General features: G+C 44.2%; 23 protein-coding genes and 1 pseudogene. 11 read left to right on the forward strand and 13 right to left on the reverse strand.

Going from position 1 to position 25,569, the window contains the following annotated elements; translation table 11 throughout:
* Positions 1 to 377: 377 nt before the first annotated feature.
* Positions 378 to 695 (forward strand): hypothetical protein, encoded by a 318-nt coding sequence (locus ACFSRY_RS11925; RefSeq protein ID WP_377507460.1) that lies wholly within the window; start codon positions 378 to 380, stop codon positions 693 to 695.
* 47 nt (positions 696 to 742) lie between these two features.
* Here the strand turns inward: ACFSRY_RS11925 and ACFSRY_RS11930 are convergent, their stop codons facing one another.
* The 3 genes from ACFSRY_RS11930 to ACFSRY_RS11940 all read right to left on the reverse strand — a co-directional run bounded on the left by ACFSRY_RS11930 (position 743) and on the right by ACFSRY_RS11940 (position 3,587).
* On the reverse strand, positions 743 to 1,111 hold the full coding sequence (locus ACFSRY_RS11930; RefSeq protein ID WP_377507463.1) for a hypothetical protein: 369 nt from the start codon (positions 1,109 to 1,111) through the stop codon (positions 743 to 745).
* 187 nt (positions 1,112 to 1,298) lie between these two features.
* Entirely contained in the window at positions 1,299 to 2,078 is a 780-nt protein-coding gene (locus ACFSRY_RS11935) for a TIGR03915 family putative DNA repair protein (RefSeq protein WP_377507467.1), read from the reverse strand.
* A 243-nt stretch (positions 2,079 to 2,321) separates the two neighbouring features.
* The gene (locus ACFSRY_RS11940) at positions 2,322 to 3,587 is read right to left on the reverse strand and encodes a putative DNA modification/repair radical SAM protein (RefSeq protein ID WP_377507470.1); all 1,266 of its coding nucleotides are present in this window, start codon (positions 3,585 to 3,587) and stop codon (positions 2,322 to 2,324) included.
* A 230-nt stretch (positions 3,588 to 3,817) separates the two neighbouring features.
* Between ACFSRY_RS11940 and ACFSRY_RS11945 the strand changes: the two genes are divergently transcribed.
* From ACFSRY_RS11945 to ACFSRY_RS11970, 6 genes are all read left to right on the forward strand, one after another.
* Positions 3,818 to 5,719: a hypothetical protein gene (locus ACFSRY_RS11945; RefSeq protein WP_377507473.1), complete on the forward strand. Its 1,902-nt coding sequence runs from the start codon at positions 3,818 to 3,820 to the stop codon at positions 5,717 to 5,719.
* Between the two features lie 96 nt (positions 5,720 to 5,815).
* Positions 5,816 to 6,652 carry a CvfB family protein gene (locus ACFSRY_RS11950; protein WP_377507476.1) on the forward strand — a complete coding sequence of 279 codons (837 nt, stop codon included), beginning with the start codon at positions 5,816 to 5,818 and terminating at the stop codon, positions 6,650 to 6,652.
* Positions 6,653 to 6,742: 90 nt separating this feature from the next.
* Complete coding sequence (locus ACFSRY_RS11955; protein WP_377507479.1) at positions 6,743 to 9,250, forward strand: DUF5916 domain-containing protein; 2,508 nt, start codon at positions 6,743 to 6,745, stop codon at positions 9,248 to 9,250.
* Between the two features lie 11 nt (positions 9,251 to 9,261).
* On the forward strand, positions 9,262 to 9,933 hold the full coding sequence (locus ACFSRY_RS11960) for an oxidoreductase (RefSeq protein WP_377507482.1): 672 nt from the start codon (positions 9,262 to 9,264) through the stop codon (positions 9,931 to 9,933).
* A gap of 43 nt (positions 9,934 to 9,976) precedes the next feature.
* Positions 9,977 to 10,762 (forward strand): SAM-dependent methyltransferase, encoded by a 786-nt coding sequence (locus ACFSRY_RS11965; protein WP_377507485.1) that lies wholly within the window; start codon positions 9,977 to 9,979, stop codon positions 10,760 to 10,762.
* Positions 10,763 to 10,869: 107 nt separating this feature from the next.
* Positions 10,870 to 11,364, forward strand: a complete 495-nt coding sequence (locus tag ACFSRY_RS11970; RefSeq protein WP_377507488.1) for a hypothetical protein — start codon at positions 10,870 to 10,872, stop codon at positions 11,362 to 11,364.
* Positions 11,365 to 11,780: 416 nt separating this feature from the next.
* Here the strand turns inward: ACFSRY_RS11970 and ACFSRY_RS11975 are convergent, their stop codons facing one another.
* From ACFSRY_RS11975 to cmk, 8 genes are all read right to left on the reverse strand, one after another.
* On the reverse strand, positions 11,781 to 12,722 hold the full coding sequence (locus tag ACFSRY_RS11975) for a succinylglutamate desuccinylase/aspartoacylase family protein (protein WP_377507491.1): 942 nt from the start codon (positions 12,720 to 12,722) through the stop codon (positions 11,781 to 11,783).
* A 1-nt stretch (position 12,723) separates the two neighbouring features.
* Positions 12,724 to 13,629, reverse strand: coding sequence for a 30S ribosomal protein S6--L-glutamate ligase (rimK, locus tag ACFSRY_RS11980; RefSeq protein ID WP_377507495.1), 906 nt, complete (start codon positions 13,627 to 13,629; stop codon positions 12,724 to 12,726).
* Positions 13,630 to 13,637: 8 nt separating this feature from the next.
* Positions 13,638 to 14,120 carry an ATP-dependent zinc protease family protein gene (locus ACFSRY_RS11985; RefSeq protein ID WP_377507499.1) on the reverse strand — a complete coding sequence of 161 codons (483 nt, stop codon included), beginning with the start codon at positions 14,118 to 14,120 and terminating at the stop codon, positions 13,638 to 13,640.
* 114 nt (positions 14,121 to 14,234) lie between these two features.
* Positions 14,235 to 15,431: a PQQ-dependent sugar dehydrogenase gene (locus ACFSRY_RS11990; protein WP_377507502.1), complete on the reverse strand. Its 1,197-nt coding sequence runs from the start codon at positions 15,429 to 15,431 to the stop codon at positions 14,235 to 14,237.
* Positions 15,432 to 15,566: 135 nt separating this feature from the next.
* On the reverse strand, positions 15,567 to 16,379 hold the full coding sequence (locus ACFSRY_RS11995) for an alpha/beta fold hydrolase (RefSeq protein ID WP_377507505.1): 813 nt from the start codon (positions 16,377 to 16,379) through the stop codon (positions 15,567 to 15,569).
* 96 nt (positions 16,380 to 16,475) lie between these two features.
* Positions 16,476 to 17,018, reverse strand: a complete 543-nt coding sequence (locus tag ACFSRY_RS12000; protein WP_377507509.1) for a DUF502 domain-containing protein — start codon at positions 17,016 to 17,018, stop codon at positions 16,476 to 16,478.
* A gap of 81 nt (positions 17,019 to 17,099) precedes the next feature.
* Positions 17,100 to 17,990, reverse strand: a complete 891-nt coding sequence (locus tag ACFSRY_RS12005; protein WP_377507512.1) for a 4-hydroxy-3-methylbut-2-enyl diphosphate reductase — start codon at positions 17,988 to 17,990, stop codon at positions 17,100 to 17,102.
* An 11-nt stretch (positions 17,991 to 18,001) separates the two neighbouring features.
* Positions 18,002 to 18,712 (reverse strand): (d)CMP kinase, encoded by a 711-nt coding sequence (gene cmk, locus ACFSRY_RS12010; protein ID WP_377507515.1) that lies wholly within the window; start codon positions 18,710 to 18,712, stop codon positions 18,002 to 18,004.
* A gap of 262 nt (positions 18,713 to 18,974) precedes the next feature.
* Here cmk and ade point away from each other — a divergent pair, with 262 nt between their 5' ends.
* Entirely contained in the window at positions 18,975 to 20,609 is a 1,635-nt protein-coding gene (gene ade / locus ACFSRY_RS12015) for an adenine deaminase (protein WP_377507519.1), read from the forward strand.
* Positions 20,610 to 20,655: 46 nt separating this feature from the next.
* On the forward strand, positions 20,656 to 21,504 hold the full coding sequence (locus tag ACFSRY_RS12020; RefSeq protein WP_377507522.1) for a sulfite exporter TauE/SafE family protein: 849 nt from the start codon (positions 20,656 to 20,658) through the stop codon (positions 21,502 to 21,504).
* A 63-nt stretch (positions 21,505 to 21,567) separates the two neighbouring features.
* Here the strand turns inward: ACFSRY_RS12020 and ACFSRY_RS12025 are convergent, their stop codons facing one another.
* Together ACFSRY_RS12025 and ACFSRY_RS12030 are read right to left on the reverse strand one after the other, a co-directional pair.
* The gene (locus ACFSRY_RS12025) at positions 21,568 to 22,005 is read right to left on the reverse strand and encodes a response regulator (protein WP_377507525.1); all 438 of its coding nucleotides are present in this window, start codon (positions 22,003 to 22,005) and stop codon (positions 21,568 to 21,570) included.
* Between the two features lie 284 nt (positions 22,006 to 22,289).
* Positions 22,290 to 23,273, reverse strand: a pseudogene (locus ACFSRY_RS12030) (PLP-dependent cysteine synthase family protein); the annotation flags it as partial.
* 255 nt (positions 23,274 to 23,528) lie between these two features.
* Between ACFSRY_RS12030 and sucD the strand changes: the two are divergent.
* Both sucD and ACFSRY_RS12040 read left to right on the forward strand, forming a co-directional pair.
* The gene (sucD, locus tag ACFSRY_RS12035; protein WP_377507528.1) at positions 23,529 to 24,419 is read left to right on the forward strand and encodes a succinate--CoA ligase subunit alpha; all 891 of its coding nucleotides are present in this window, start codon (positions 23,529 to 23,531) and stop codon (positions 24,417 to 24,419) included.
* A gap of 170 nt (positions 24,420 to 24,589) precedes the next feature.
* A complete protein-coding gene (locus ACFSRY_RS12040; RefSeq protein WP_377507531.1) occupies positions 24,590 to 25,534 on the forward strand; it encodes a hydrogen peroxide-inducible genes activator in 945 nt (314 codons plus the stop codon).
* Positions 25,535 to 25,569 lie beyond the last annotated feature (35 nt).

A 25,569-nucleotide genomic window follows, 5' to 3' on the forward strand; every position in this document is an offset into this window, starting at 1 on the left:
GGCTATGAATCTTTTTTCTCTTCACCTGTCTCTGCTCACCCTTATGTATCCTATCAGAATCCATTTTAAAAAGGGTGAATGAGGTAAAAGAAAAGGTAACAAGTGCTTTTGGAGGTAAAGCCGTTCTGTAAGGTGTACAAAAGATGACCTATACCATAGAAAGGATAAAATTTGGAGCGGATACGAGTATTACGTTTACGACCTACTTCTTAAACTTGCCAAAGAAGTACATTACCGTTAAAGAGTACTCGGGAAATGATAGCCTGATCAAGAAGACTGACGCGCAGAGCACCGGGTTAATAAGTATATGAAAGAAAACACCTCTAACCAGAAGAAGAAAAAAGCTACAACGGGTATTTCTAATAAATTCTATCCCGATGCTCCGGAATGACACGCTGGTATACGAACATGTATACTTTTTGACTTATAAGAATAGTGAAGTAGGTATTATACGGGTTGTCACGCCCGGGAAGCAGGATGTAATTTTTGATATTAATATAGACAAAGAACCTGGGCGGATTGTGACTTCCTCAAAGCCTGATCCAGAGACAGGAGCTTATTCTTTTTACGCAGACGAAGAGAACTTTAAGCAAACTGAAGGAGGACTGCTCTTCCCTTTGATGTATCGGATTGTCGGAAATTACAGACTATTAACTGAAGGGATTTCAAAATGTTTAGTATCAATAAAAATGTGAAACGGCAGCCCGGGGAGTGAAATGGGGACTGCCGTTTCTGAGATTTATTATAGGTAGGATGAAAAATTTTTCTTGTCTTGCCAGAACTCTCGGCATGCTTCCCGCTGATCCTCAATAAATTTAGAGTTACGCTTCAGCTCTTTCCAACTGCCTAAGCCAAGTCTTTCGCAGAGCCTAAAAAAGCTATCACCTTGATTTTTCTGCCCTTTTACCCTCACAAGAGAGCTCAACAGGGGTCTACCTTCTTTGTACTCTCTCTCTGAGATTTCATCGATCACTTCTGCAAGCATCGATTTCTCATGAGGGTTCTCTAAATTAAGGCCTAATTCTGCCTCATAAATAAGATTTTGGAAGGTCATTAGATGAGCTCTACCGCGAGCTACTTGAATGAGTTTCTTTCGTACGCGTGTATTCATAGTGCAAAAATATGATTTGCGCAGTTCATGCTTCCAAGCCATAAGATTGGCCTCAGAAGCTTTCTCTGCAGTACAACTAAACTGATATATATTATTATAAACGTATTTTTTGCAGAAATGGTTGCAGCTGAAGTACAATTTGCAGCAATTATAATTTTTTGATCTTCAGATGCTGCTGCAGAAGTGGCTAAGCCTTTATTCTAGGCTGTTTTTCAGAAAGGTATTTCCAATAGCGTTTGGGGATGTGACGCAGGTGGAGCTTAGGATTCTTACGTTCAGGGATATTGACATGATCAAAATACACCTGCCACAACTGCTTGTAGTTTTCTTCTTCATCAGAAAGTAGTTCTGCGGGTAAGTTCCTGAGGCGAGAGAGTGAAACCTGATCCAGGTTAATAAGCTCCGTATTCTGCAGGTTATAGAAGGCACCGTAATGGCGCCTGATATCATAAATAATCCATTGCTGATCCGCATAGCGCTTTTCAAAATGCTTTATGATAAGGGGCAATACATTAAAGTCCGGGGAAATAGCCGCAAAAAAGACACCATCAGCAGCCTTCTGGAAACGCACAAAAGCCTCCATTCTGTGTTTTTCCCTAAACATTTGTTTTGCGGCCTGCTGCACTTTCAGCACACACGGCGCTGCATAATTATCTTCTATGTTGTGTTGTGTTGTAAAGGCTAGTTTAATGTAGTCAAAGATTACCATTTCGAACCCCGGCTGCTCCCATAAAAAAGTATGGTACAATGCTGTTAAAGCAGAAGCCGAAAGCTTTTTTTGCAGCCCCTGCCATACTCTGCTCACCTTTTGTTCATCCGTTGTGATCTTAATTGTTTCACCAAAAATCTGAGGTTGCGCCAAATGCTCCTGCTCAATGCTGCAGGGCCAGGTTTTACGTTCATACGCCTCGAACACTACTGTAAGAATTCCTTCAAATGTCCCATCATAGGTATAAGAGGTCTTCATGTACAGACTGTGTTATTTGCTATAGGTTTGACCGCCTCTGCCTTTCTCGCTGTTTTCTGTGTTCATTCTGGCTGAAAGGTTTTGCAACTGGGGCACCAGCATACTTAGCTTGCAATACATTGAAACACGAGCGACTTTTTGATTCTTTCTCATAATCAGAACTTTCTTAGGTTGTATAGATTGGGAAGTATGTATGTGACTATTTGATTTCTTCTTTGGTGTTGCCATGATAAAAGACGTTTTTCAACCTACCTGACGAAACAGATCCAGTTGCTGTGTTAAAAGAGTACTTCTCACAGCCCCATCCCCAAATAAGATTCTGCGTTTGATTGCCTGAGAGTCGAAATCCTGGCGTTGAAGGCTTTTTGACTGACAGGTTATAAAATACTTTGCCCTCTTAAGCACCACCCCCATCTGGCGCAAGTGCTCAAAATTCAACTGCGCAAACCTTCTGGCAGAGACGATCTTTTTAGCTGATTTCACCCCAACGCCAGGCACTCTTAAAATCATTTCATAATCAGCAGTGTTTATCTCAACCGGGAAAAAGTGCCTGTTTCGCAACGCCCATCCCAATTTCGGGTCAATCTGCAAATCAAGATTAGGGTTTTGCTCATCAACTATTTCCTGCACATTAAAACCGTAAAAGCGCATCAGCCAGTCTGCCTGGTATATTCGGTTCTCCCGTATGATGGGTGGCTCATGAATGACAGGCAACCGACTGTCATTGCTAATCGGGACATAGCCTGAATAGTATACCCGCTTTAGATTATAGCCTTTGTATAATTGATCAGAGAGTTGAAGAATCTGATGATCGTTCTCTACCGAAGCTCCAACAATGAGTTGTGTACTTTGCCCTGCCGGTGCAAAAATTGGAGTAGCTTTAAAAAGCTTCTTTTCCTCCTGTGCCTGCATGAGTTGCTTTTGTATGTTACTCATAGGCAGCAGTATCTCGGAATAATTCTTTTCAGGCGCCAACTGCTGCAGGCTTTTCTCTGATGGCAGTTCGATATTAACGCTTAACCTGTCTGCATAAAGCCCGGCTTCTTTAATAAGTTCTTCACTGGCACCCGGAATTGTTTTAAGGTGTATATAGCCGTTGAATTTATGCTCTTTGCGAAGCTTTTTTGCCACCCGCACCAGACGTTCCATTGTGTAGTCAGCATCTTTGAAAATACCAGAACTCAGGAACAGTCCTTCAATATAATTACGCCTGTAGAAGTTAATGGTAAGGTCTACCACTTCCTGTACCGTAAAGGCTGCACGCTTTATGTCGTTACTTTTGCGGGTAACGCAATAGGCACAGTCATAAATACAAAAGTTAGTCAGCAGAATCTTCAATAAAGAAACACAACGCCCGTCTTCTGTATAACTGTGGCATATACCCATACCCTCTGCGTTACCCAGCCCTTTGTTATCATTCTTTCGCTTACCTCCACTAGACGAACAGGAAACATCATATTTAGCAGCATCTGCTAATATCTTTAGTTTCTCTGTAATTCTATCATCCATAACAGGTTTTTTACCTTTACAATGCTCTAAAGATAAGACAAAGCCAGCGAAAACCCCAAAAATATTAGCAAAAACTTATCAACAAAAGGCTGTATTACTAAATTAATTAGCACTTAATTGTTGCTCAAAAAACTAGATTGGGCAAAAAAGGAGCTTAATTACCACCCTAGCAACCAGAATTCGTTATATTAGGAAGTTTATTTGATGCCTTTCGAATACCATCTTCTGACATGCAGTCATCACACCCTTGGTTAAGACATTTGCTGTGCCCTATCCTTGTAGGAGCAATGTTATTGTGCGCGGGGTTTTGTTTGGCCCAGGAAGCACCGAAGCAGAAACCTAAAGCAGATACTACAACCGCACCCGTTGATACCACAAGGCAGAAATTTGATGAGCGGATAATGGACAACCTGCGCCGAATGTCTGAAAGAAAAACAATTATGGGCAAACTGCTAAAGGCCATACTTGTATTTGACAGAAGCAGCGAGGAAGTGTACGGGCTGGATGCCGAGTTAATTCAGCGGGAATATGAGAAGCACAATTACAAAATTGTCCGGAACCTGGATATCATCACCTTGGATGCATTTGGGTACTCCATTAATGACACATCAAGGGTGCCTAAAACTTTCTTCGAAAAGGCTGGCAACTCACTTCATGTAAAAACCGGCCGCGGACAGGTACGCAATAAATTGCTTTTCAAGAAGAAGGAGCCCCTTCAACCTCTAGCACTGGTTGAATCTGAACGTTTACTACGCCAGACAGAATACCTGCTGGATGCACGCATCATTGTAAATGAGCAAACAACCACTGAAGACAGCGTGGATGTGCTTGTGATAACAAAAGACATTTTCAGCTTAGGCGGCTCCGGCTCCTACTCTCCTTCCTCCGGATCAGGCAGGATATCACTGCGTGAGCTAAACTTCTTAGGGCAAGGACACCAGCTAAGAAGCACCTACCGCTTCAATATGAACCGCCCTCGCCCCTGGGAGGTCTCAGGAGAGTATAGCATTGAGAACATCGGGAAAACTTATATATCTGCCGATGTCGCCTACATAAATCAGAACTACTACAAAGAGAAAAGCCTGTTCATCCGCAGAGACTTTTTTTCGACCAACACCAAATATGCAGGTGCAGCAGGAGTAGCATGGATAGATGAGCAGTTGCTGTTACCCCCCATACCAGAAGACACCATTCCCCGTTTCGGTGACCTGAGCTATTCCCGCCGAGATGTCTGGTTAGGCCGGGCCTTTAAATTCAAGTCCTACAATCTTGGCTATGAACCCAGAGGACGCCTGATTATGGGATTACGTGCCATTGATACAGACTATAGTAAAATGCCAACGGATAATTTCCAAAGCAACATCCTTGTGTTAGGCAGTGTAGGCTACAGTATCCGGAAGTACTACAAAGACCATTACCTCTTTGGTTTCGGACGAACAGAGGACATTCCTGCAGGCACATTAGTATCGTTTACAGGCGGCTATGAGAAAGGTGATATTTCGGAACGACGTTACTTTGCTGCCTCTACCTCTTTTGCCAAATACAGCCCCAGCTTTGGGTATCTTTATACAGGCGCCACCTATGGCACCTACATCCGTGATGAGCGCCTGGAGCAAGGCGTGCTGGAGGTACAGTCTTTATATTTTACCAGACTAACCGAGTGGGGCAACTGGAAATTACGCCACTATATATTAGGCCGTGGCACCTTTGGCATTAACCGTAACCCGGAAGAGCTACTGGCAATTAATAATGAGAGTGGCCTGCGGGGATTCCGCTCCGATCTCCTCAGGGGCTCACGCAGGGTGACGTTTAATTACGAGGCTAATTTATACACACCCTTGTCTTTATTAGGCTTTCGGCTGGCAACTGTTTTGTTTGCAGATATTGCCTGGCTGTCTACTGGCAACAAGAGCTCTCCGTTTACAGAGACCCCGTACCGGGGATATGGCATTGGCTTCAGGTTCAGGAATGAGTACCTTTCTTTTAGCACCATCCAAATCCTTCTTAGCTATTATCCAAAGCTGCCTGTAAATGAAGACTTCAGAAGTTTCAGAATTTTTGAGTCCTCGAGACCGTACTACGACTTCACAGACTTCCGCTTTACCCGGCCTGGTGTAGCAGAATTCCGGTAGAGTTCATACATAACCTTCATTAATCCATTGTTACAACTTTCAAGCAAGCCTGCTTTTTGTTAGTTTTGTAAGACAGCACCTTACATTAAGATAACAATGGTAGAGTTAGGCGATTACAACGAGCTCGAAATAGCACGTGAAGTAGACTTCGGAGTCTATTTAACTTCTGAGGATGGAGACATTTTACTTCCAACTAAATACATACCAGAGGGCGCCCGTGTGGGCGATACAGTACGTGTGTTTGTTTACCGCGACTCCGAAGACCGTATTATAGCTACTAACCTGGTTCCCCACGCTACTGTAGGAGAATTCGCCTGCCTTACCTGCAACGATGTATCGCCTTTTGGCGCCTTTCTGGATTGGGGACTGGAAAAAGACCTGTTAGTACCGCTCAACAACCAAAAGAACAAAATGCAGGTTGGAAAGAAGTACTGCGTATACCTTTACCTGGATGAAGCCTCTGACCGTGTTGTAGCTACCTCTAAACTAGGAAAATACCTCCAGAACGAAAACATACAACTTACAGAAGGAGAAGAAGTACAATTGCTTGTAGCTGGATACACCGACCTTGGCACAAAAGTGATCATCAATAATGCATACATGGGGATGCTTTACAAGAGTGAAACTTTCAAGGACCTACGCATCGGCGACAAAACTACCGGCTATATCAAACTCATTCGCCCTGACAACAAAATTGACGTGACCCTACGCAAACCCGGGGCTACACAAAAAACAGAATCTGACGAAGCCTCTGATAAAATCATGAGGTTGTTGGAACAAGGCAGCGGCTGGCTTCCTTTATCTGATAATAGTACGCCTGAGGAAATATACCAGGCGCTGGGAATGAGCAAAAAGACTTTCAAACGTGCCATTGGCGGCCTGTATAAAGCAGGTAAAATAACCTTATCAGAGGATAGCATTCGCCTTGCATAATTCCCTCTGATTATTCCTGCTACCGGACCTGAACTATCTATACTTTAACTATCACAAAGCAGCGCCCTCACCCGGCGCTGCTACACAAAAATGCTTAACAAACTACTACCACTTGCCTTAACACTTATACTATTTACCACTACCGTACACGCCTCAGGTTCTGCCAAGGATCCAGAAGGTAACTCAAAGTTGAAGACAACACGGGCTATACGCACCACCAAAGCTCCTGAAATGGATGGCATTTTAGAGCCGGAGGTGTGGCAAGTTGTAGCGCCAGCCACCAACTTTGTACGTTTTGATCCGCTCAACGGCAAACCCTCATCACAGAGGACGGAGGTGTACATGCTGTATGATAACGAAGCTGTATACATTGGCGCAAAACTTTATGATACAGCCCCTGATTCTATACTTACCCAGCTTGGGCAGCGCGATTCTGGTGAGAACAATTCAGATATGTTTGGCGTGTACCTTGATACCTACAACGACAAACAAAACGCCTTCGCCTTTTTGGTTTCTGCGGCAGGCGTACAAACAGATATAAAATTATCGCAGGGCAGAGAAGACCGAAACTGGGATGCTGTCTGGGCCAGCCATGTAAAGCGGCATCCGGAGGGCTGGACAGTGGAAATGCGCATTCCCTACGGAGCCATTCGTTTCCCTAAAGCAGAGGTGCAGACCTGGGGTGTTAACTACATGCGTATAATCCGCCGTACCCGCGAGAAGTCTTTCTGGAATCATGTGGACAACGCTGTAGAGGGTTTCGTGAACCAGGAGGGAAGAGCAGTCGGAATAGAAAACATAAAATCGCCGGTGAGGCTTCAGTTTGCGCCTTATGTTTCAGGATACGTAAATCATTATCCTTCTAATATCGAGGGCAAGAGCAATTACACTCACTCCATCAATGGTGGGATGGATGTAAAGTATGGCATCAATGACGCCTTTACACTTGATGTAACACTTATCCCCGACTTCGGTCAAACGCAATCCGATAACCAGATACTAAACCTTTCTCCTTTCGAAGTAAAGTTCAGTGAAAACCGCCAATTCTTTACTGAGGGAACAGAGTTGTTTAACAAAGCAGGGTTGTTTTATTCCCGCAGAATCGGAGGCACTCCATTACTTTTTGGCAGTGTAAGGAAATCCATGCATGAAGGAGAAGTAATACTAGAGAATCCGGCCACGAGCAGCCTGCTGAACGCAGCAAAAATCTCGGGCAGGACCCAAAATGGTCTTGGCATCGGGTTGTTTAATGCGCTAACAAGAAACATGTTTGCTGTAGTTGAGGACTCAACAGGTAACACCCGAGAAATACTAACAGACCCCCTTACGAACTACAGCGTATTTGTACTGGATCAAACACTCCGAAACAACTCCTTTATTACCTTTACAAACACCAATGTAACTCGCTCCAAAAATCTTTATGATGCCAATGTATCCGGGTTACAAATACGTTTTGCTGACAGGACGAATACCTTCGCCTTGCGTGCCGGTGGTAACATAAGCCAATTGTATGGCAAGCATAAAGATGCAGCAGGCGAACCTGAGGTGACGCTGGGCCATCAGTATAACATCAGTCTTGCAAAGGTTAGTGGTAACCTACAGTACAGCCTGAATCATAGTGTTGAGTCTGACACCTATGATATAAACGACTTAGGCTATCTCCAGAATAGTAACGAGATGAGCACTTCGGCACAGGTAAACTACAATTTTTACCAGCCCATCTGGAAATTCCTGAACTGGAACAACCGGCTGCGTGTGAACCACGGAATGTTATACGCTCCGCGTGAGTTTACCAGTTTAAGCTTTGATGCCCGTCATTTTGTTAAGTTCCGGAATTTCACCAGTGCTAACCTTAACTGGGGCTTCAGACCCGGTGACGCCTATGATTACTTCGAGGCCAGAACTTTCCCACAAGTGTTCATCAAACCACCAGCTTATGATATAAGTGGCAGCATTTCATCAGACTACCGCAAAAGACTTGCTTTCGATGCATCCATAGGCCATTGGGAATCTAAACGCTACAACCAGAGCGATTGGTGGTTCAGCATTGATCCACGTTTCAGAGTAAGCGATAAGTTACTCCTCGTTAGTGGCAACAACTACAACATCAAGAAGCACAACATTGGCTATATACCAGACCCGTCCAACCCGGGCAAAAGCAGCGGAATCTTTTCAGACAGAGATGTTAAAACCCTTACTACCACCTTGTCAGGAGAGTATATCTTTAATGAAAATACAGGTCTGACACTCAACGTTCGCCATTACTGGTCAAGAGCTAAGATAAACTGGCTATACTATCTGCAGAAAGACGGAACACTGTCACAGATAACGGTTGAGCAGGATTCTAAACAATCCAGATTCAAGGACATTAACTTTAATACGTTTAACCTGGACTTGGTGTATAGCTGGCGCTTTGCCCCTGGAAGTGAGTTACGAATAGTATGGAAGAACGCTATATTAGAAAGGCTTCAGCAGATACCTTCATCCTATTATGACAACCTCTCACGCACTTTCCAGGCACCACAGAATAATAATTTCTCCGTTAAGCTACTATATTTTATAGACTATATAAGTATAAGAAACGTACTCTCTGCGTAAGACAAAATGAGATGCAAAAAGTTAGAACCGCACTTATAGCTGGTGCCAGTGGTTTAGTGGGAGGTCACTGCCTGAATCTGCTCCTTCAAAGCGACAGGTACAGTCAGGTAATTTCTATAGGCCGCCACGACCTGCCCCTGATCCACCCGAAGCTGGAGCAGAGGGTGGTTGCGTTTAACAAGCTAAAGGCATCTTCCAGTATACTGGTTGCGGATGATGTTTTCTGCTGCCTGGGCACCACCATTAAAAAAGCTGGCTCTAAAGAAGCATTTTATAAAGTAGACCATACATACGTGGTGGAGCTGGCAAATATAACAGCACAAAAAGGTGCTGCCCAGTTTCTGGTGGTATCAGCAATGGGTGCTGATGCCGGCTCTATGATCTTTTACAATAAAGTAAAGGGAGAGATGGAGCGTGATGTGCAGCAACAGGGATTTGATGCAGTACATATCTTCAGGCCTTCCTTGCTCCTTGGCGATCGTGAGGAGAAAAGGTCAGGTGAAGAACTGGCCTCTAAAATAATGAAGCCCCTCAGTAACCTTATGGTGGGGCCGCTTAAAAACTACAAACCCATAGAAGCAGAAACAGTGGCTAAAGCCATGGTATATGCTGCAGCCCAGAACCAGAAAGGGGTGCACATTCATTCTTCTGATGAAATTGCAACACTAGGCTCTAAACTATAGGCCCTACCCTACCGTAAGCTGCAGACATGTTTACCCGAATTCTATGCAGCAACAATACCTGAAATACGTTTTCCCGAAAGCCTCTCATTATGACCCAGAGTGGGTGCGCAAGCACTCTATGGGTGAAAATGTTCTTTTCAATTTGGAAAGCCTAACCAAATCACTTGACCTGGAACCAGGTATGCATGTGCTGGATCTTGGTTGTGGCAAAGCCATCAGTTCTATCTTCCTGGCAAAAGAATTCGGTGTAAAGGTATGGGCAGTAGATCCCGCTGTTTCGGCAAGTGATAATTTTCAGCGAATAAAAGATGCAGGCTGCGCAGACAAAGTCACTCCCATTGAGGCCGATGCCCGCGCACTTCCTTTTGCCGAAGAGTATTTTGATGCAATTATCGTTGTAGACTCTTACACCTACTTTGGCACAGACGAAAAGTACTTGCCGTACATTGCCCGTTTTATAAAACCAGGGGGATATTTAGCCATAGTAGATGTTTGTTTCACAGAAGAAATAGAGACGCCAGAACAAGTACCTGATTTTCTTGAAGAAGATTATCAAAACTACTGGTATTTTATACATACTATAGATTGGTGGCGAAAGCTCTGGGAAAAAACAGGCCTTGTAAAGGTGGAGTCTGCCCAGGAGCTAGAAGAGGCCGGGCACATCCGTGAACAGTATATTAAGGACTATGAGCAGAGCGATGAGGCAGACGCCTTCGCCAGAGCCCTTCAGCATGACAATCAAAACTTTATCTCCTTTTTCAAGCTTATAGGTCGCCGTACAAAACGCACGGCCTACCTGCAGGACTATAAAGAGGAAATTAAAAGTTAGCCCCTCAGCACAATATTCCCCTTTAACTACGTTAGAAGTTGTAATTTTGCAGCCACCGCAGCATACCGTATGCTGTGGTTAAGCACATCTTACAAATCATAACTTAAATGAAAATCTTACTACGCATTTCGTTTGCATTTGCACTCTTACTCTCTGTTGCCGTTGGTGCACAGGCTCAGAGCAGTGGCTACACAACAGGCATTGGATTTAGAGGTGGAGCCGCATCTGGTTTAACTATCAAACATTTTATTAAAAGTGATGCGGCCATCGAAGGCATTATCAGCACAAGCTTTAAGTACAGAGGAACTGTAATTACTGTACTATATGAGAAGCATGCACAGGCTTTCAATGCCAAGGGCCTGCAGTGGTACTATGGAATAGGGGGCCATGTCGGATTCTATGACGGGCGTTATTACTATCACCGTGGCCACGATCATTACGACGATGATGTATTCGGAGTAGGCATTGACGGAGTATTAGGTTTAGAGTATTATATCCGTGATATTCCTTTCACTATTGGTGCAGACATCAAGCCTTACATAAACATACCTCGCGGCGGCGGATACTGGGACAGTGCCCTGCACGTACGATATGTGTTTTAACCAAGCTATTCATTCTTACAGCATATAACAAAGGCCTCGCTAGTTTTAGCGAGGCCTTTGTTATATGCTATGCTTTTTTGTATCTACTGCTGCTAGTGTGTAACATTAAATATAAATCGCCCTACTGACTCACCCACCATCAAACCTACACAAAACAGAATTACAATAACAGCCAGCAAAACAGGTAGTGAAAATCTGGTTCTTTCAGTACTACAGCTTTTGAAAAATCTTATCATAAGTGGGTTGTGTTTTAGTATCAAGTGAAGCCTACAGTGTTTGCCACTCCTGGTGCCAGCTTAAGCCTGCCCCAAGATCCGGATATAATTAAATATATAAATTTACTTTTAAATACAGAAGGCAAAGGCTACCGTGTTAGGTAACTTTTGCCTTCTGTATTATCTGAATCAGCTTAAATCTTAAAATACTATGTGCAACAGCGCATCCCCCTGGTTAACCACTGGCATGTTGTTAAGTCCGATTACATATCCGGCAGATGGTGCATTTAAACGAACTTCCATCTCACCATAAGGATCCGTAATAGTGCCAATGAACTGGTTCTTTTTCACATACTCTCCTATAGAGATGAAGGTGCGCCATAAGCCGGCATTTTTTGCCCGAAGCCAAACATCTTTTGAGCAAAGCACAGTAGGCTCGGTTGGCTCCGTATGATTTGCCATCATACCCAGGTGATGCAGCACACGGCAGGTGCCATCGATGCCCATATTTATCCCTTTCTCATCAAAACGCAGGGACTCACCGGTTTCATACACAAGTATGGATTTCCCTAGTTTGCCAGCCTCTTTTCTTAACGACCCCTGGCGATAGGGTGCATTCATGATAAAAGGAGGGGCAAAGGCCCTTGCAAGCTCCTCGTTTCTATGGTCAGCAAGCATACACCTGATCTGTGGGTAGTTTGCACGACTGGAGCCTCCGGTATGGAAATCAATTCCATAATCAACATAAGGCATCACCTCTTTCATGAAGCGATGTGCCACCCTGCTTGCTAAGGATCCATCCCTGTTCCCCGGGAAACTACGGTTTACATCCTTTCCATCCGGCACTTCCCTTGAGAAGTTCAGGAACCCGTAAATGTTCAGTACTGGCACAGCTATAATGGTACCTTTGAGCGGGTACAGCATCTTTCGGGAAAGCATTCTGCGGATTATCTCAGTACCATTTACCTCATCTCCGTGCATGCCCGCCATTAAAAGCACTACCGGCCCGTCATGCACGGATCGGAAAACGTAAACGGGAATTTCTATTACTGTACCGCTAGGCAGCTTGCTGATCACCAGCTTCGTCAGAACTTTCTCACCACGGTCTATACTCCTGCCGTTGATTACAATAGTTTCCGGCATGCTACTCTTTCACTCTTTTTTTAGTGGGTTTCTTCTGCACCAGCCCTTCCATGTACTCTATTATTTTTACAGCAATGTCTTTCTGAGTAGCTTTCTCTATACCCTCCAGACCTGGGGAGGAATTAACTTCAAGAATGAGTGGCCCTCGCTTTGACTGTAGCATATCTACACCGGCCACACCCAGACCCAATGATTTAGCAGCAAGCAACGCTGCGGCCTTCTCCTGCCGGCTAAGCCTGATCAGCATGGCCTTGCCACCACGGTGCAGGTTAGAGCGGAACTCGCCCTCCTTGCCCTGCCGCTTCATAGCTCCCACAACCTCACCATTCACAACAAAGGCACGAATGTCGGCACCACCAGCCTCGGCAATGAACTCCTGCACAATGATACGGGCTTTTAAATTATGGAAAGCTTCAATTACTGATTCGGCAGCTTTCTTGGTCTCAGCCAAAACTACCCCTAGACCTTGGGTACCCTCCAGTAGCTTTATTACCAATGGAGCTCCGCCAACCTCTTTTACCAGTTCCGAAGTTTCTTTAGAATAATTAGTAAAGGCTGTTTTAGGCATACCCAGTCCTGCACGGGATAGTATCTGGAGGCTACGCAGCTTGTCCCGGGAACGCACAATTGCCTGAGAATCCACGGCACTCTTTACTTTCATCATCTCGAACTGGCGCACAACAGCAGTACCATAGAATGTTACAGATGCTCCAATACGTGGGATAACAGCATCGATTGCACTCAGGCGCTCCCCCTTGTAAAGAATGTGAGGGTTACCCTGCTCTATTATAAGGTCGCAACGCAAATGGTCTAATACAATGGCTTCGTGCCCGCGCAGCTCTGCTGCCTCCACCAGCCTGCGGGTAGAGTAAAGCTTAGGGTTACGGGACAGAATGGCTATTTTCATACAATAAGTTATTTCTTCTTTTGCCTGTTTTTATACTTCTGAGAGACGTTTTTACGGGAAACGTCAACAACAAACCGGCCTTTGAGCAGCTTTCTTCCAATAAGTACAGGATACTTCATGTCGCTGCGGTCTGATAAAGAGAATTCTGCTTCCAGTGTCTCATCGAATAGCCTGATCTTTGTCCGGATCACGTAACGCTCCTGCTTCTCCCCAATTGAACTCTTTATCTCACGCAGGTCATACTCCGTAAACTCCAGCTTCTTGTGGTTATACTGCGGATGCGATGGGTCCAGTAAATCCAGACAGATTACTTTTGTACCATCAGAGCGAGTCTCCTCATGTATGTCAGAACAGTGAATGGCTGATGTAAAGGCCCCCGTATCAATTTTTGCCTCAATTTCATCAATATCCAGCTCAGGGAAAGAAACAAGTTCTCTCCTGCCTATTACCTTCTTTTCTGGTTTAACTTTTTCTGAATTTTCCTCTTTCATCAGAGGCAAGTTAGTAATTAAGCTTTACGTATTACGAATGACTAATTAGTTTTAAACAAAAAGCACAATCTATCTTGATTAATTAATGGCTAACCAAAGAAGCACGTACCTTACTTATTTTGTGTAGGTGATCCGGTAAATAGCATCGTTCTTGTCATCTGAAACGAGTAGTGACCCATCAGGCATAACCAGAACATCCACGGGACGCCCCCAATCATACTGCCCCTGCAACCACCCTTCCGCAAATGGCTCGTAAGCTGTTACATTTCCACCACCATCCGTTTTAGCTTGCATCACACGATAACCAATCTTGTTGGATCGATTCCAGGAACCGTGTTCCGCAATAAAGATATTGTTGTTATACTGCTCCGGAAACATGCTTCCTGTATAGAACTTCATGCCAAGTGCAGCACCATGCGGACTTAAATTTTGTACCGGCGACACAAATTCACTGCAGTCGCGCAGCTTGCCAAATTCAGGATCTGTGATAGTGCCTGCGTGGCAGTAGGGAAAGCCGAAATGTTGCCCTTTTTCCGTGGCACGGTTCAGTTCATCTGGCGGGAGGTTATCACCCAGCATATCACGGCCGTTCTCAGTAAAGTATAAATTTCTAGTTTGCGGGTGCCAGTCAAATCCTACGGTGTTACGTACGCCCTCGGCATAAACTTCCAACTCAGATCCATCAGGATTCATACGGGTAATGGAAGAATAAACAGGATTTTCTTCCTTACATACGTTACAGGGTGCACCAACTGGCACATATAACTTGTTATCCGGGCCAAAGGCAATGTACTTCCATCCATGATGTCGATCTGAAGGAAATTCATCATTCACTACTTCATACTTTGGCTGCGTTGCATATGTCTGCTCAATGTTTGGAAACTTGATCACCCTGCTTATTTCCGCCACATACAGATCCCCGTTATGTATAGCCACACCATTGGGTGAGTTCAAACCTCTGGCTACCACTATAGTTTCATCGGCTTTACCATCTCTGTTCTTGTCTACCACGGCATAAACTTTATCCTCTTCACGGGTGCCAACGAATAAAACACCTGACTTACTAAGAGCCATTGACCTGGCATTGTCCACGTCTTTAGCATAGTAGTCAATCCGGAAGCCTTCTGGCATTTTAATCCGCTCAAGGTCTTTATCAACAGGTCCGGTGGGAATGTTAGCTCCTCCGGCAGGTACATGTTCGTCTGTAGCAGCGGTTGCATTTCTTTCTTCCGTTTCTTCTCCGGAGGAGCACCCGAAACTAAAGGTGAGGAAAACAAAGCTATAGATAAGCAGACTGGTCTGTCTTTTCATGATTGTTGATTTGTATAAGAGAAGGCGCATTTTAAGGCACAACAATAAGCGTGGCTGCGCTTTAAGTATTCTAAAAACTGTATACTGTATCAGCGCAACAATGTTTTAGCCACTCCTGCTGCTAACGTTTAAAGTTTAGGTACGGTCTGCCATCTTTTTTCTATGGAGAAGTTCAGCCACATCCTGCAGCAGGTAAGAGTGTCCTGTTTTTAAGATAACAAGCTCTCCCTGTTCTAAGGCATCAACAAAAACGCCTACCCGTTTAGGAGAGATTATCTGGTCATATTCACCCAGGAACATGATTACCGGAACTTTGTGCTTGTTAAGAAGTTCCACAATTCGCCTGATATCAAAATTCAGGTCCCGAAACCCTATCCAACTACGGTATACGCGCAGCCTTTTTGAGGTGCTGTCCATTTGGAAGTGGGCAAACCGGACGAGACTTCTATGAATCATGTTGTATCTCTCCAGCACTTGCAGCAACTTAAAGAAAGGCTCAGGCTTAAGCACTGTCCTTTTGAACAGTTGTTGCAGCCAACCCGGATAGGTAGCAATGTTGTACCAGAAGCTTGTTTTGATGCCATCCGGGGCAATAAGAAACATTTCTCTGATACGCTCCGGCATTTTTTCGACGAGCGTAAGAGCAAATTTCCCTCCCATGCTAAAGCCCATTAAGGAGAAACTCTTAATGTTTTGCTTTTCCAGAAAGTGTAAAATAAACTCCTCCAGAAACTCTTTAGTAAGCGGCATGTCCCGCTTGTGCAGATGGCTCTTCCCATGAAAGAAAAGGTCGAATGCATAAATGGTGTAGTCATTGCCTATTGCGCGCTCCATTACCTGATAATAGGCGCTACTTTGCCCATATCCATGAAAAGCCAACATAACTCTGCTCCCCTGCCCGATAACACGGTAGTGGAGCTTTGATCTGTTTTTTATAAGTATAGGCATGTTCAATAGACAGGCAAAATTATAATTCCGACACTATCATAGTATTCGGCATGCATACATTTTGGTTGCAGTAATACCTAATACTCTCAAATAAGGTTATAGTTTTGATATACCGCCAGATACGATAAATTTCATTACTTCACTGCTTGGAGCATCCAAATAGGTGACGTTGCGCTTCGGTACGATAAAAAGCTCGCCTGAGAAATTGTAGGAATGCGGAAAATAAACGGCTACACAGTCTTCGATATTAACGGTTTGCAGGGCATCATGCGTAACAAACCCAAGCTTATAATTATCAGAACTCTCCTGCATTTTAACAATAACTGGTTTGTTAAACTTCTGATTGTCGCCTACAAACGCATCAAAAAGGTCCCTGAGACTGGAATAGATTATGCTCACGAGCGGCACTTTGTGCAAGAGCCGCTCTGAAACAACCAGGAAAGGCTTAACAAAGAAAGAAGAGCCAATATAGCCAACCAGGGTCAGAAGCAGGACCATTAGCAATATGCCCAAACCAGGCACTCCCAGATCAAACATACCATCTAACCAGTCTATTATAGCCACCACTATCCAAACTGTAAGTGTAAAGGGAGCAATAATTAAAAGGCCATTAATAAAGTAGCGGAATAATCTTTTCATGTCTCGGGTTTCACAAAAAAGGCTTTGCCAAAGCAAAGCCTAAATGTAGCAAAAATGCTTTATAGTTTATTTACTATAGTTCTATACTTCAGCCAGGTTCAGGTTAGAAATGTGAGTGGCTACACGTTCCATCAGCCACATAGGCGTAGAAGTTGCACCACAGATCCCCACACTCTCAGCCTCTGAGAACCACTCGTCCTGCAGTTCCTCTTCGTTTTCGACAAAGTAGCTGTTGGGGTTGTGCTGCTTACATACGCTGTACAGGGCTTTCCCGTTCGAACTCTTTTTGCCGCTCACAAACACAATTACATCATGTTCTGTAGAGAAACGGGCCAGTTGTGGCTCCCTGTTCGATACCTGACGGCAGATACTGTCGTTAGCATTGAAGTTTGGCAAGGTGCTGTCTTCGCTCGCCTGCTTAATGCGCTCTTCAATCAGCTCCTTTATGTGGTAGAATCCTTTTGTACTTTTGGTCGTCTGGCTAAACAGAGTGACTGGGCGTGTAAAGTCAATCTTTTCCAGGTCTTCCTCTGTTGTTACAATAATCGCCTCATCACCAGTCTGACCTGCCAAACCTGCTACTTCTGCGTGCCCTACCTGGCCGTATATAACAATTTGACCGTTCTCACTTTTACCGCCATCAAATGCATGCTTCACACGGTTCTGCAGTTTGAGCACAACCGGGCAGGAGGCATCAATTAGCTCAATATTGTTTTCTAAAGCAAGTTTATATGTTTCTGGCGGCTCGCCATGGGCTCTAATCAGCACTTTACAGTCACGCAGCTCCTTTAGCTGGTCTCTATCTATAATCCGAAGGCCCTTCTCATAAAGGCGCTGCACCTCCATGCTGTTATGAACTATATCACCAAGGCAATAGAGTTCTTCACAATTCTCCATTTCATCCTCAGCCATCTGAATGGCGAATTCCACACCAAAACAATAGCCCGAGTTTTTATCTATAGTTACCTTCATTGTCTTTCACTTCAGATTTGATTCAAAGCTCTTTCTTTCTCCTCATTTATCATTGCAGAAGTTACCCTTTCAAGCACGAAATCGACCTGCTCGTCAATGGTCATATGAGATGTATCAAGCAAAGCAGCATCTTCCGCCTGGCGTAATGGACTCTCTTTCCTTGTAGAGTCTATCAAGTCACGCTTCAACAGGTTCTCTCTGATCTCATCTAAATTAATTAACTGCTTCTTTTCCAACAACTCCTCCTGCCGGCGCTTTGCTCTGGTATCCACATCAGCAGTCATAAATATCTTTACTTCAGCATCCGGAAACACAGCGGTGCCAATATCGCGCCCATCCATCACTACACCACGCTTTTTACCCATTTTTTGTTGCTGGGCTACCATGGCATGACGTACTTCCGGCACCACGCTTACTTCGCTCACCTGATTTGAGATATACATCTTGCGTATTTCATCTTCAACATTCAGGCCATTAAGGAAGACTTCGTTTCTTTTTGTCTTAGGATTATAGTGAAATTCAACCTCAATGTTTTTCAGTGCCTCATTTATCTCCTTTGGGTTCGTAAGGGAAATATGGTGCTGAAGAAAATATAATGTAACCGCCCTGTACATGGCTCCGGTATCTATATAGGCATAGCCAAGAGCCGCTGCAACTAATTTTGCCGTAGTGCTTTTACCGCATGAGGAATATCCGTCTAGTGCGATTACAATTTTCTTCATAAAAGAGAAAAATAAAGGAGATTAATTTGAATCGCAGGGGCATGGCAAATTTCCACGCTTGCTTTTCCTTTTAAGAGATGCCGTCTTTTTTTGCTGTGGGGTTTTAAAAGTGCAGCTTTCCAAAGCACCGGTCGCCAGGAAGCCTGCTAAAACCAAATATGAAATATACTTTCTCAAAACGACTGAATTTAACGCAAATATAAAGTAATTTACCGTTTTCTGCCCTACCAAAGGGTAATTTATCAGATAAACACCCCGCATTATGCATACAGATTTCTCCGTTTCCGGGCACATCATCGATATTCATCACCAGGAGATTTACCAGGGCACTGTTCATGTGTCAAACGGCCGCATTTCTAAATTAGTTCGTGAAGCAACTGAGGCCACAGATTATATTTTACCGGGTTTCGTGGATGCCCATGTACACGTGGAAAGCTCCATGTTGGTACCCTGTGAGTTTGCCCGCTTAGCTGTGCCACATGGCACGGTGGCTACGGTATCAGATCCTCATGAAATTGGCAACGTGCTGGGCTTACAGGGCGTGGAATATATGGTTGAGAATGGGAAAAAGGCACCCTTTAAATTTTACTTTGGCGCTCCATCCTGTGTTCCGGCTACACCGTTCGAAACAGCCGGAGCCGAAATAACCACCAACGATATTGAGACGCTTTTCAAACGTGATGAGATAAAGTACCTGGCAGAAATGATGAATTGGCCGGGTGTGCTAAACCGTGACCCGGAGGTGATGGCAAAAATTGAACTGGCAAAGAAATATGGAAAAGCCGTAGACGGGCACGCACCAGGATTACGGGGAGAACAGGCCGCACAATACGCCTCAGCCGGCATTACCACTGATCACGAATGCTTTACCGCCGAGGAAGCACTTGACAAACTGGCCGTCGGTATGAAGATTCTTATACGCGAAGGTAGCGCTGCCAAGAACTTTGAAGCACTTATACCACTCCTTCCGGAGCACTACCGCAACATCATGTTCTGCTCCGATGATAAGCACCCCGACAACTTGGTGGAAGGCCATATCAACCTGCTGGTGAAGCGTGCCCTGGCTAAAGGGAACAACCTGTTCCAGGTACTGCAAGCAGCCTGTATAAACCCGGTAGAGCATTATAAACTTGATGTAGGTCTGCTGCGTGAAAACGATGCTGCTGATTTCATACTTATAGATAACCCTGAAAACTTTAAAGTAAAGGCTACTTATATAAACGGCCAGTTGGTGGCTGAAAGTGGCAGGTCTAAAATAGAGTTCACCCCAAGTGAGATCATCAATAACTTCGACACAGATGAAAAGGCTGCCGAACAGTTTAAAGTAGCTGCCGCCGATGCCACCAAAATCCGCGTGATTGAGGCATTTGACGGGCAATTGATCACCAAAGAAGCCTGGGCAGAGGCCAACATAGACAATGGGTTTATCGAAGCAGATGTAAAGCAGGATATCCTGAAGATTGCTGTTGTTAACCGCTATGAGAATACTATTCCATCAGTCGCCTTTATAAAAAACGTAGGCCTTAAAGAAGGCGCAATAGCCTCATCAGTAGGCCATGATTCACATAACATTATTGCCGTGGGTGTAGATGATGAAAGTATAGCCAGGGCCGTTAACCTGATCATACAATCAGAGGGTGGCGTGGCTGCTGTAGGCATGGGAAAAGAAGCCTTACTGCCGTTACCCGTTGCTGGTATTATGTCGGCAGAGGATGGGTATAAAGTAGCAGAGGCTTATTCAGCTATTGATCAAATGAGCAAAGAGATGGGAAGTAAACTTCAATCCCCATTTATGACGTTATCTTTTATGGCGCTGCTGGTTATTCCGTCCTTGAAGTTAAGTGATAAAGGCCTTTTCAACGGAGATGTATTCCAGTTTGTACCTGTAGCAGAGTAAACTTAACAACAGTTAAAACAGAGGGCAATAAACAGGATCCGCTTTGATGGAGGAATTCATCCTTTTTTTGGTAGGTGTGCTGGTAAGTGGCTTTGGCACCATCATCGGATTTGGTGGTGGCGTATTCATGGTCCCGGTTCTGATCATTTTCTTTGGCTTTAACATCGAAATAGCCATTGGGTCTACTATGTCTGCCTTGGTACCAGCCTCTATCATTGCTTCTATTTTTAACCTGCGCGACAGAAGCATTGACTATGTTGTGGGTACGCTCATACAACTACCAGCAGTAGTAGGCACTGTGTTAGGCGCCTTTCTCGTTGCTTTTCTGCCTGTATTTAAACTGCAGTTTATTTTCGCTTTGTTTGTAGTGGCGACTGGCGCCACCATGCTTGCTCCTAAAAAGCATAAAGAACGCTCGAACCGTACGGGCATGATGTATCGTATCCGACGCGTACCAACCTCTTTTATCCGAAAAAACAGGGCAAAGCATCTGGCTTACAGAATTAACGGAGGCCTCATTACGGCTTTTGGTTTTGTGTCCGGAGTTATAGCAGGCTTGTTCGGCATTGGAGGAGGATTTGTGCAAACTCCGATGATGATTAAATTATTCCGGATACCCTCACAAATAGCCACCTCCACTTCCCTGTTCATTCTGGTGATTACCAGCTTTACAGGTTTTATCAGTCACTTCCTGATCGGCAATGTCATGTGGGGGCGTAGCTTGCCTTTAATGGCAGCTTTTGCCTTAGGAGCACTTGGAGGCAATCTGCTCAAGAAGAGAAGACAATCAAAAAACCTTAACACTGAAAGGTTAATAGCCATAGGCTTATTTATGGCAGGCTTTGGTGTGCTGCTCAACCTGGCTTTAAAATCTAATTTTGGGTTTTCTTTCTAAGTCAAAAGGGAAGCTGTGTCATACACAGCTTCCCTTTTGTTTTCTTTTCTATCTTCAATAACCCTATGCTTCCCGCTTCTCCTTCTCAAAATGCTTATCCAATAGCATTTTTACCTTATCAGCGGTGAGGGGCTTCGTGAGGTATTCTGCAGAGTACTTCTTTGAGCTTTCTGTATCCTGTGGATGTGTAGAGGTGGTTAATACCGCCATTATTATCCCTTTTCTAAACTCCGGATCTAAACGCTCATACAAGTCAAGCATCTCAAACCCGTCCATTACAGGCATGTTTATGTCAAGTAAAATAAGCTCGGGCTGGAAATAGTCACTGCTCCCCCCCTCATAGTTATTGTTACTTACATTGTAGAGGTAATCGAATGCCTGCTTTCCGTTAACAAATGTTCGAATGTTATCAGTTAAGTCCATTCGTTTAAGCAAACGGTGATTTAAGAAGTTTGTAGTTTCATCGTCGTCTATAAGCAAGACTCCAGACAATTTCCTCATACTGTGTTTCTCTATTCTTTCTTATTAATACGGAGATTTAGATAATGGAATAGCACTTTTCCTCTCACATCACTCCAAAAACTGAATAAACTCTTCTTTACTGCCTTTGCCAGAGGCTCTTCATCTATCTTATATTAAACAAGATAAAGCTTCTCCTGATAACTTAAAACTGAAAAGCTAATGCCGCAGATAGCAATGATATGGAAAAGTAAGTATAAAAAAAGCCTGAAGCAAAAGTTCAGGCTTTTTGATACTATGATTTATGAATCTTTCACAGGCTATTAGTCAATATATCCCTGAGAACGCATCCAGTCATCGTTATAAATTTTACCTAAATAACGGGTACCGTGGTCTGGCAGGAGTACAACCACAACATCATTCTCTGTCAGGTTGTTTTCCCTAATATATTCCAATGCCCCATAAATAGCCGTCCCGCAAGACCAGCCAACAAATAGTCCTTCCTCTTTTGCCAATCTCCTGGTCATCACGGCACCGTCTTTGTCCGTCACCTTTACAAATGCATCAATCAGATCGAAATCCACATTTTTTGGAAGAATATCTTCGCCTATACCTTCTGTTGCATAGGAGTATATTTCATTCTCATCAAAGATACCGGTCTCCTTGTACTTCTTGAAAACAGAGCCGTAGGTATCGATACCGATTGTTTTCACATTTGGGTTCTTCTCTTTCAGGTACTTAGAAATTCCTGAAACGGTACCACCTGTACCTACACCTGTAATGAAATGAGTAATTTTCCCTTCTGTCTGCTCCCATATCTCAGGGCCTGTACTCTCGTAATGAGCAGCTGTGTTGGACATGTTGTCGTACTGGTTCGGGTAGAATGAGTTAGGAATCTCCTCGTTCAGGCGCTTTGCTACAGAATAATAAGAATCCGGATGATCAGGGGAAACATTAGTCGGACAAACTATTACTTCTGCGCCTACAGCACGAAGAATATCCATTTTCTCCTTGCTTTGCTTATCAGCCAATGTAAAGATGCACTTATACCCTTTTGCAATGGCAACTAGTGCCAGACCCATACCTGTATTACCCGACGTACCCTCAATGATGGTTCCGCCTGGCTTCAGAATACCAGCTTCCTCGGCATCCTCGATCATTTTAATGGCCATCCGGTCTTTTACGGAGTTACCCGGGTTCAGGTACTCTACTTTAGCAAGTACAGTAGGTTTTACGCCTTTCGAAACGTTGTTTAATTTCACTAAGGGTGTGTTACCGATTGCCTCGGTAATATGGTTCAGATACTTCATCTGTCTTGATTTTGGATTTGGGTGCAAAGGTAAGAATTAAATATAATACTTTATCCGCTACAAGTTTTCACTTTATCAGATCGGGATGCTACAAAAGCAACACGGCAAAATAACAAAGCTATCTGCTGTACCGTTCCCTCTAAAAGCATCTACAGTCACTATATTAGGTATAACTATTTTTTGTAAGCGCCATAAAAAAGCCTATTTTTGCACATCCTTATAGTTCGACTGTATTAAAAACTAAAAAAGATACACATGAGTGTTTTAGTAAATAAAGATTCGAAAGTGATCGTGCAGGGCTTTACTGGCTCAGAGGGATCTTTCCACGCACATCAGATGATTGAGTACGGCACAAACGTAGTTGGAGGTGTAACTCCTGGCAAAGGTGGCTCTTTTCACCTGGATCTCCCTGTTTTCAACACAGTGGAAGAAGCTGTAAAGAAAACTGGTGCTGATGTTTCTATCATTTTCGTACCACCTGCCTTCGCTGCTGACGCTATTATGGAAGCAGCTGACGCTGGAATAAAAGTGATCGTTGCTATTACAGAGGGCATCCCTGTGAAAGATATGGTTGCTGCTAAAAACTACCTGAAAGATAAAGATGTTACCTTGATAGGTCCTAACTGCCCAGGTGTTATCACTCCGGGCGAGGCGAAAGTTGGTATCATGCCAGGATTCGTTTTCAAGCCAGGTCGTATCGGTATCGTGTCTAAATCCGGTACTTTAACTTACGAAGCTGCTGACCAGATCGTAAAAGCTGGTTTCGGTATCTCTACTGCAATCGGTATCGGTGGTGACCCAATCATTGGCACTCCAACCAAAGATGCTGTTCAACTGCTAATGGAAGATCCTGAGACTGACGCAATCGTAATGATTGGTGAGATCGGTGGTAACTACGAAGCAATGGCTTCTAAGTACATCAGTGAAACTGGTAACAAGAAGCCAGTAGTAGGTTTCATTGCTGGCCAGACTGCTCCTGCTGGTCGTCGTATGGGTCACGCGGGTGCTATCGTGGGCGGTGCGGAAGATACAGCTGCTGCTAAAATGAAGATCATGCGTGAGAATGGCATCCATGTAGTAGAATCTCCTGCTGAGATAGGCGCTACAATGGTAAAAGCTCTTCAGGAAGCTGGTATCACTGCTTAATTATACAGATCTTATACTTTTGAAGTATAGCAAACAGAAAAGGCTGCCCCACAAAGGCAGCCTTTTCTGTTGCACTTTTTCGTAAACTTCTGTATCTGTTAAAAAAAGGAATATCATTTTACTACTATAGGTAAAAGCCACAGAGTAAATTGAACCTATAAATCTGGCCAATGACTCTAATACAATTAGAATATTTGCTGGCTGTGGACACTTACCGGCATTTTGCCACAGCCGCTGAGCATTGCTTCATAACGCAGCCTACCTTAAGTATGCAACTACAGAAGCTGGAGGACGAGTTGGGAGTACTATTGTTTGATCGAAGTCGTGTACCTGTAAGGCCAACCGAAATAGGAAAGGAAATTATTGCGCAGGCCCGTGTAGTGGTTTCTGAGTCAAAAAAGATCCAGGATATTGTGCAGGGCCAAAAGCAGGAGCTTTCCGGGGAGTTACGCATCGGGGTAATTCCTACGTTAGCGCCTTACCTGATACCTTTATTTATCACCAGCTTTCTGGATAAACACCCGAATGTACGAGTGGTGGTACAGGAGTTATTAACGGACCAGATTACAGAGAAGCTGAAACACGAACAACTCGATGTAGGTCTTCTGGTAACACCGTTAGACGACAAAAGTATAAAAGAGTTACCCTTGTTCTATGAATCATTTGTGACTTATATCAACCCAAAGCACCCGCTGGCCAAACATGCAAGTATAAAACCCGAACAGCTGGACATGGACGAGCTCTGGGTGCTAAATGAAGGTCATTGCTTTAGAAGCCAGGTACTGAACATTTGCAACCGAAGCAGCAGCGGAGGTTCAGAGCAAACCAACAACTTAGATTACAGGAGCGGTTCCCTGGAAACCCTGAAACGTATCGTAGAGACCCAGCATGGCCTAACACTGTTGCCAGAGCTATCGGTACTGGAGATGCCGGAGAACAAACGCCAGTTAGTACACCCATTCCACGAACCACAGCCATTGCGCGAGGTAAGCATGGTAGTACACCGCAGCTTCCTGAAGAAAAAGCTGATTGAAGCACTACAACAGGAGATTATCGCCTCTTTACCCCATAGCATAAGGAACAGGAAAAAAGAGCAGGTTGTGCCGGTAAAGTAGATCATAAAAAAGCCGCCTGCCACACATGTGGCAGG

Source organism: Pontibacter locisalis, assembly GCF_042684605.1.
GTDB classification, from domain to species: Bacteria; Bacteroidota; Bacteroidia; order Cytophagales; family Hymenobacteraceae; genus Pontibacter; species Pontibacter locisalis.